General features: G+C 44.6%; 12 protein-coding genes and 1 pseudogene. 5 read left to right on the forward strand and 8 right to left on the reverse strand.

The genetic code is table 11. The annotated features are described in order from the left end of the window. Nucleotides 1–124 precede the first annotated feature (124 nt). Entirely contained in the window at nt 125–268 is a 144-nt protein-coding gene (locus V6C93_RS34495) for a hypothetical protein (RefSeq protein ID WP_333481210.1), read from the forward strand. Between the two features lie 121 nt (nt 269–389). On the opposite strand, the gene gcvT is transcribed toward V6C93_RS34495, so the two are convergent. The 4 genes from gcvT to V6C93_RS34510 all read right to left on the reverse strand — a co-directional run bounded on the left by gcvT (nt 390) and on the right by V6C93_RS34510 (nt 2,432). After that, complete coding sequence (gcvT, locus tag V6C93_RS34500) at nt 390–1,541, reverse strand: glycine cleavage system aminomethyltransferase GcvT (RefSeq protein ID WP_333481211.1); 1,152 nt, start codon at nt 1,539–1,541, stop codon at nt 390–392. Nucleotides 1,542–1,663: 122 nt separating this feature from the next. Further along, entirely contained in the window at nt 1,664–1,921 is a 258-nt protein-coding gene (locus tag V6C93_RS38635) for a type II toxin-antitoxin system HicA family toxin (RefSeq protein WP_349262933.1), read from the reverse strand. Further along, entirely contained in the window at nt 1,896–2,129 is a 234-nt protein-coding gene (locus tag V6C93_RS34505; RefSeq protein ID WP_414644345.1) for a type II toxin-antitoxin system HicB family antitoxin, read from the reverse strand. The genes V6C93_RS38635 and V6C93_RS34505 overlap by 26 nt, the downstream gene beginning before the upstream one ends. A gap of 153 nt (nt 2,130–2,282) precedes the next feature. Next, on the reverse strand, nt 2,283–2,432 hold the full coding sequence (locus V6C93_RS34510; RefSeq protein WP_333481213.1) for a hypothetical protein: 150 nt from the start codon (nt 2,430–2,432) through the stop codon (nt 2,283–2,285). 441 nt (nt 2,433–2,873) lie between these two features. On the opposite strand from V6C93_RS34510, the gene V6C93_RS34515 reads away from it, so the two are divergent. Next, nucleotides 2,874–3,059, forward strand: coding sequence for a hypothetical protein (locus tag V6C93_RS34515; RefSeq protein ID WP_333481214.1), 186 nt, complete (start codon nt 2,874–2,876; stop codon nt 3,057–3,059). Nucleotides 3,060–3,070: 11 nt separating this feature from the next. Here the strand turns inward: V6C93_RS34515 and V6C93_RS34520 are convergent, their stop codons facing one another. Both V6C93_RS34520 and V6C93_RS34525 read right to left on the reverse strand, forming a co-directional pair. Beyond that, a complete protein-coding gene (locus V6C93_RS34520; RefSeq protein ID WP_333481220.1) occupies nt 3,071–3,574 on the reverse strand; it encodes an Hsp20/alpha crystallin family protein in 504 nt (167 codons plus the stop codon). 103 nt (nt 3,575–3,677) lie between these two features. Further along, nucleotides 3,678–3,971: a hypothetical protein gene (locus tag V6C93_RS34525; RefSeq protein WP_333481215.1), complete on the reverse strand. Its 294-nt coding sequence runs from the start codon at nt 3,969–3,971 to the stop codon at nt 3,678–3,680. A gap of 252 nt (nt 3,972–4,223) precedes the next feature. Here V6C93_RS34525 and V6C93_RS38900 point away from each other — a divergent pair, with 252 nt between their 5' ends. Next, the gene (locus V6C93_RS38900) at nt 4,224–4,505 is read left to right on the forward strand and encodes a Rieske 2Fe-2S domain-containing protein (protein ID WP_414644346.1); all 282 of its coding nucleotides are present in this window, start codon (nt 4,224–4,226) and stop codon (nt 4,503–4,505) included. Nucleotides 4,506–4,651: 146 nt separating this feature from the next. On the opposite strand, the pseudogene V6C93_RS34530 reads toward V6C93_RS38900, so the two are convergent. Continuing rightward, nucleotides 4,652–4,861, reverse strand: a pseudogene (locus tag V6C93_RS34530) (hypothetical protein); the annotation flags it as partial. A gap of 131 nt (nt 4,862–4,992) precedes the next feature. On the opposite strand from V6C93_RS34530, the gene V6C93_RS34535 reads away from it, so the two are divergent. Both V6C93_RS34535 and V6C93_RS34540 read left to right on the forward strand, forming a co-directional pair. Further along, nucleotides 4,993–5,319 (forward strand): DUF6176 family protein, encoded by a 327-nt coding sequence (locus V6C93_RS34535; RefSeq protein WP_333481217.1) that lies wholly within the window; start codon nt 4,993–4,995, stop codon nt 5,317–5,319. A gap of 43 nt (nt 5,320–5,362) precedes the next feature. Then, on the forward strand, nt 5,363–5,662 hold the full coding sequence (locus tag V6C93_RS34540) for a putative quinol monooxygenase (protein WP_333481218.1): 300 nt from the start codon (nt 5,363–5,365) through the stop codon (nt 5,660–5,662). Here the strand turns inward: V6C93_RS34540 and V6C93_RS34545 are convergent. Next, the gene (locus V6C93_RS34545) at nt 5,654–5,794 is read right to left on the reverse strand and encodes a hypothetical protein (RefSeq protein WP_333481219.1); all 141 of its coding nucleotides are present in this window, start codon (nt 5,792–5,794) and stop codon (nt 5,654–5,656) included. The two genes, V6C93_RS34540 and V6C93_RS34545, sit on opposite strands and share 9 nt — an antisense overlap. Between the last annotated feature and the right edge of the window lie 300 nt (nt 5,795–6,094).

Genomic DNA, 6,094 nt, shown 5'->3' on the forward strand with positions numbered 1-6,094 from the left:
AACCCCTAAAAATCAAGCAAGATCGACTCAAGAGTGACTGTCACTTGAGCGAGTTGCATAGTGACGTTTTTTTCCGGATGATAATTTCCTATCGTCGAAGTATAAAGAGTTGAGGTTGAAAAACATGCAATTAGTTCAAAGCTTTATCTCGATCGCGGAAACAGCTGCCAAGCAAGAGACTCGTCCACTCAAAACCACTTCTAATACTGAGACTCAACAAGGCTCGAAGCAGCTGAGTCTCAATGGCAAATTCCATCGGTTGATTTGAAATGGAACTAAGTCGGAGTAGCGAAAACCCGACTTCTTTTAACCCTAGTCAACTGTATTGAGCGATCAGCTTTGCTGGTGCCCCTTAGGCAATCGCCTAAGTCGCCCAAGAGTCGTGGCCTCTACTTGCTAGGAGGGCGATTTTGGGACCGATAAAAGGGTTTTTTGACAACTACTCCGGGATACGTTTTGCCCCGAATTTCTACTTCGAGTTGTTGACCCATCTTCGACAATGAAGTGGGAACATAAGCAAGCGCGATCGCTTTTCCTATTGTGGGTGATAGCGTCCCACTCGTCACTTCCCCGACCACTTGCCCTTCATACTTTACCGGGTAACCATGACGCGCAATGTGACGCCCCTGCATCTCGATACCGACTAAGCGTTTTTCGACTCCATTCGTTTTCTGTTGCTCTAGAACCGAACGTCCGATAAAGTCGCCTTTTGCATCAAGATGAACGACCCAACCTAATCCAGCTTCTAAAGGAGTGGTCGTTTCGGTAATATCTTGTCCATAGAGTGCCATCGCCGCTTCCAATCGTAGAGTATCTCTCGCCCCTAAACCGCAGGGCGTGACACCCGCACTTAGGAGGCTGCGCCACAGTTCTACCCCAACCTCTGGGTCTACCATCACTTCAAATCCATCCTCGCCGGTGTAGCCTGTTCTAGCCAGAAAAGCCGGCTGACCAAGTACCGTTCCCTCTAAATGCCCAAAGGGTTTGATCGGCGTTAAGTCTTCCTTGACAAATTGCTGAAGATGTGAAACAGCTTGCGGCCCCTGCACGGCAATCAAGACTTTTTGTTTAGAAAGGTCTTCTAAACTAAGGGGAGTCTCTTCCAGGCTTGCCACTAACCAAGCTTTGTCTCTCGTCCGGGTTGCGGCGTTAACAATTATCATGCCGTTTTGCTCACCCGCTTCATTTTCACCCTGGTAATAAACGATGATGTCATCAATGATGCCAGCTTGGGGATTTAATAAAACCGTATACTGAGCTTCACCGGGTTGTAATCGTGTTAGATCCGAAGGCACGAAAGGCTGCAAGTGTTCTAGCAGTTGCCTGCCCTTAACCGCAAATTTTCCCATGTGGGAGATATCGAACATCCCGGCTGAAGTGCGTACCGCTTCATGTTCGGCGGTAATCCCACTAAACTGCACGGGCATTTCCCAACCGGAGAAGGCAGTCAGTCGGGCTTTTTGTTCTACGGCGAGTTGATAGAGGGGGGTTCGCAAGAGGGTAGGCGATGTTTCGGGTTTGGATGCTTCAGATTGAGCCACAGTTTGTCTTCAGTCGCTGGTGGTATCTTTCATATCTTAACGAGGTGCGATCGCCTTTCTGAGTGTAGCGGGTGAAGTGTGCGATCGCACTTAACGGCTAGACCCAGCTGCTTAGGTAAAAGTTATTCATAAAAATAAGGATATAGTTCAGCCTCAGGGATATATCTAGTTGCCTGTCTAAAAATAGCTTTACACGTCCCTGTATCTAACTGCCTATGATTGGGTATAGTTAGTGTTTCTTTACCTGCAAGTCCCATACGGCGTAATTTAACATGACTCCCTTTTTGACTATGCACCTGAAAGCCAAAATTAATCAATATCTCAATTACTTCAGAACCCGATAATCTCTTGAGCCTAGGTATATTCTGTTTGCAGTTCAAAGGTGACTATTAGTGATGGGTTGGCAACTAATCCAAATTCAGCGGGGTCTTCACCTTCTAGATGTAAGGAAACTGCCTCAAGTAGATTGCGTGCAACTTCGTCTAATGTCTCTCCCTGAGTAACCACAGAAATTTCTAGGCACTCTGCTACATAACCTTGTTGTTCACCGGGACGAATAAACGCTTTAATGTTCTGTTGTAATTTCATCATCTTGTCTTTAGTTGAGAAAAACTATAGAGTCACTATTCAATTTTTGGATATATTTGTGTTGTTTATCTATGGAAGCGTTTGGTTTATTGAATATGATAGCTGAGGTGCGATCGCACTTTCCCTACCTGCCTCAATAGCGTAGAGATAGCTTCACTCTGAGGGCAAGAGTAAAGCCAAAGCACGATTGAGAATTTCCTCTTGGTTAATCAGTGGTTCTAATTCTTCTGGTTCATAACGTCCTTCTTCGACCTCTAAGGATACGCTATCGATGGCATCTGGGTAAGCTTCTTCTGGCTTCATCCTAAGATGGCAAGCTGATGAAGGTGAAACTATTTGCTCCACTGTCGCTAGAATTTGCCACAATAGAAGTATTAACTACAAAATATTACTAATTGCAATAAACACGAGGATTCTTCGGCGCGGACTATAACGCCTAACGTGGCTACCGCGGACCCGACTCGTTCCTCGCTATGGTTCCGCTGCTTGCCAGAGAACGAACGCCTGCTCAAGGGACAGGGCGGGCAAGACACCCACCCCAAAAGCACATTATTTCTGTAAAAGCGGGATGCACCGGATTAGGTTGTTGTTGCGCTTGTTGGCGGTTCTATCACAGTCAACACTACAGAATCAATACCTATCTCTCTGTGTACAGAAATCTGCTCAAACTTCCTGATAACTTACACATAAGGGTGGAACAAATACAAAAGGAGATATCCAAAAATCAAACCGGAGGAAAGCTAAATGTCTAAGGACAGAAAGAAACAGCTTGAGGAAGCAAGACAGAAAGAAATAGCTAAGCATATGGCTATCTTCACCAATCGCATGATTGCCCCGCCATTAAAAGAAAGTTCCAAACGTCGGCTGATTGAGCTGGATGTTTTAGATGAGAGTGGGGTTCCTGCTAAGGGTAAGGAAGCGCTTGTTTGAACGTTAATAACTTAATAACAAGCCCATACCACAGATTTAGGGCACGATTTCGGTCGTGCCCCTGCAAAAATCTGTCTTGAACCTAAGAAAAAACCTGTAATACCAATTTCATCAAAGACTACAACACTGACTGTACCCACTTTGTGCAGTTCGTCTTCTGCTTTCGGAAAATTCAGGCTCAAGACACCATTTTTGTAATCTGCCTTCACCTGAGCATTTTGAATTCGTGCGGGTAAGGGTATCACGCGCTGAAACTTACCGTAACGCAACTCTGAGCGACGTTCACCACTAATGGCAACAGCGTCTTCTTTCACCCGAATAGCCAGCTCTTTGGCTTCCATACCTGGAATTTCGAGTTTGAGTTCAATGGTTTTCCCTGTCTCGTGAATTTCTGCGGCTAGCTTGAAAGTAACGTTGTCAAAGCCGCTATCGGCAAACGAAGTAAGGTTCTCAACTAATTGGTTGATTGCCCGTTGCCAGCTTTCAATTTCCTGGAACGGTTCCCAACGAATGATTGAATTTCACTACTCTCAAACTATCAAAGGTCAAACAGGCAGTGGGTTCGGTTCCTTACCAGGAAATCATTTTAATTCCCGTACCTTCAACCCTTTTTACAACTTAATGGTCATTTAGACTCTGATAACGATAGAACGCATAAGTATCAAATAAGGCTCCTACAACGCTACAGGTGGAGCCAATTGTCATGATGCCTTGGACAGGACAGCCACTGCCAAAGGTAGCGAGAAAGTGCAACACCTGTGTGGTGCCAGTTTGACCTGCGCTCTCTAAGCCAGGAGCATAACTTATCACACCCAGCGCTGCGAATAATGCTGTCACTACCCCAATGGGGGCAACAAAACACAGAAGGATGGTCAGAACGAGGGAACGGATATAGTTGGGCAGAATGCTCATAAATGAACCAGATTGTAGAGAATGGATCTCAAGTACGGAGTTTAGATTTACCACCTTCCACAATAGGGGCGATCGCGCAATTCATGCCTAGATGTCAAAAATCTTAAATCTTCATTAATTATCTTGGTGAAAGTCCGTGAATCTTACTCATAAACCCATAGAATTCTCAGGTTTGTTTCACGGGTACATTCCCTGTCACTCCAAGGAACTGAGGAAAAAGCTCCTAGGCATCACCATTGAGGAAACGCCTATATTGTATTTCGCACGAAATCAGGTCAGGTTACAGCACTCGAAGACTGTTGCGCTCATCGTTATACGCCACTTTCCAAAGGAACTATTTGTCAAGATCAGCTTGAGTATTCGTATCAGCGCTGGCAATACGGAACTGATGGAAGGGTTAGTAGCGTTTCTACCTTACCTGCAAACTGTGCAATTCCTGAGAATCTGCGCATTAAAAGTTTTCAGGGTCTAGAGCAAGATGATGTCTGTCTCAAATACCTGCCACAGAAAGCTCACTCGACTTCCTACTTTTGAGTCGTAAACGCTGTCACTGCAACACGGCGATCGCTATATTTCCCCAGCTACTGCCCGCGTAGACTCTATCTTTTCCGAAGAGCGTCACTATATTATCACCTGCTCTTGTACACCCGTTGCCGAAAATGAGACAGAAATTTATGCGGTCATCTGCATCCAGCCAAGTTTGCGATAGCGAAGCGCTGCTGCGAAGCGCAGATCGCGGCAACTAAATCAGCCGGTTCGACTGGCTTGGCGATATGTTTTTGGAAGCCTGCTGCAAGTACCTGCTTCTGGTCAGTGTCTCCAGCATAAGCAGTCAGTGCGATCGCGGGAATCTCTCCTCCTTGCTCTGGCAACATGGCTCTGATTTGACTCATCATTTGGAAAAACTAGTATCTATCCTAAGTATGAGATTTAAAGTCAATGATATTTCATACTCTTTATTACAAATAAGTTATGAAATTAACAGTTATGCTTTGGAAGTTTGAAATGGAGCAAAAACAACGTGACTGAGATTCAGTGTCTAAAAATTCGATTTCGTAGGGATAAAGCCGAGGAAGCTGTGCGCTGGGTACACTCCCTTAAGGAGCGCCAAGAAGAAGTTGCCGAATTGCTTGATGCCGAAGGGATTCGGGTTGAATCTTTGTTTATTGAACGATCGGGTCAAGATGTATATTTGTATCAATACGTTCGAGCCAAGAGTTTAGAGCAAGCCTACGAAGCCTTTATGAAATCGCAAATCCCTATCAGTGAAGAGACTCGACAATTTATCGATGAAATGTGGGAAGATGGTCAAAGCTTAGAACTGCTGGTAGATTTTGAACGTCCTTAAGAAATGCCCACTAGAGATTCTGATAAAATGATGTAGAAAGGCTATGCCTAAAACAACGATTAGGGTAGTAGCTCATATTGCCACACTTCCCGACAAAGTAGAAGAAGTTAAATCTGTTTTGCTAAGAATTATTGAGCCGACACGCCAAGAAGACGGCTGCATCGTTTACGAGCTTTTACAAAATCAAAAAGACCCTACCGATTTTACCTTTGTAGAGGAGTGGGAGAGTCAAGAATTGCTAAATGCTCATCTAACTTCAGTACATATTGCGGAAGCTTTGTTGCAACTGAAGGGTTTGATTGCAGCTGAACCCGATATCCGCGTTTATCAGTTACTAGGATAGGCGTCTGGCGGCAAGTGAGCTAGAGGAGTTACTGCGTTTGATAAAATTGATAGCTTTATCGGCTTGAGCTGGAGTCATTTTAGTGTTAAAGCCTACTTTGAGATACTGATACTCAGTTGTTTGTGCTGCCATAGCTCGATGATTCTGAACAGAGGTTGTACTTATACTTATTGTTCCCACTCCGAAGTATGGGGAATCAGCAAGCTTTGAGAATTTCTCAATCAGCAGGATACGACAGCTATTGCCAGTTGCGGTGTCATATCATCTGAATCTGTCTTAGTTTTGTTTGCCCTTGCGCCAAAAATGCACATCCACAGCTTATCAATGATCAATTTGATGATTGCTGCTGATAAGCCAGATACACAGCCTCTAAAAATTGGTTTGCGGTAACTCCTTTCGGTACCTTGTTCAAAGCAATGACACCTTTGATTT

It is taken from the genome of Allocoleopsis sp. (assembly GCF_036703385.1).
Taxonomy (GTDB): Bacteria; Cyanobacteriota; Cyanobacteriia; order Cyanobacteriales; family Coleofasciculaceae; genus Allocoleopsis.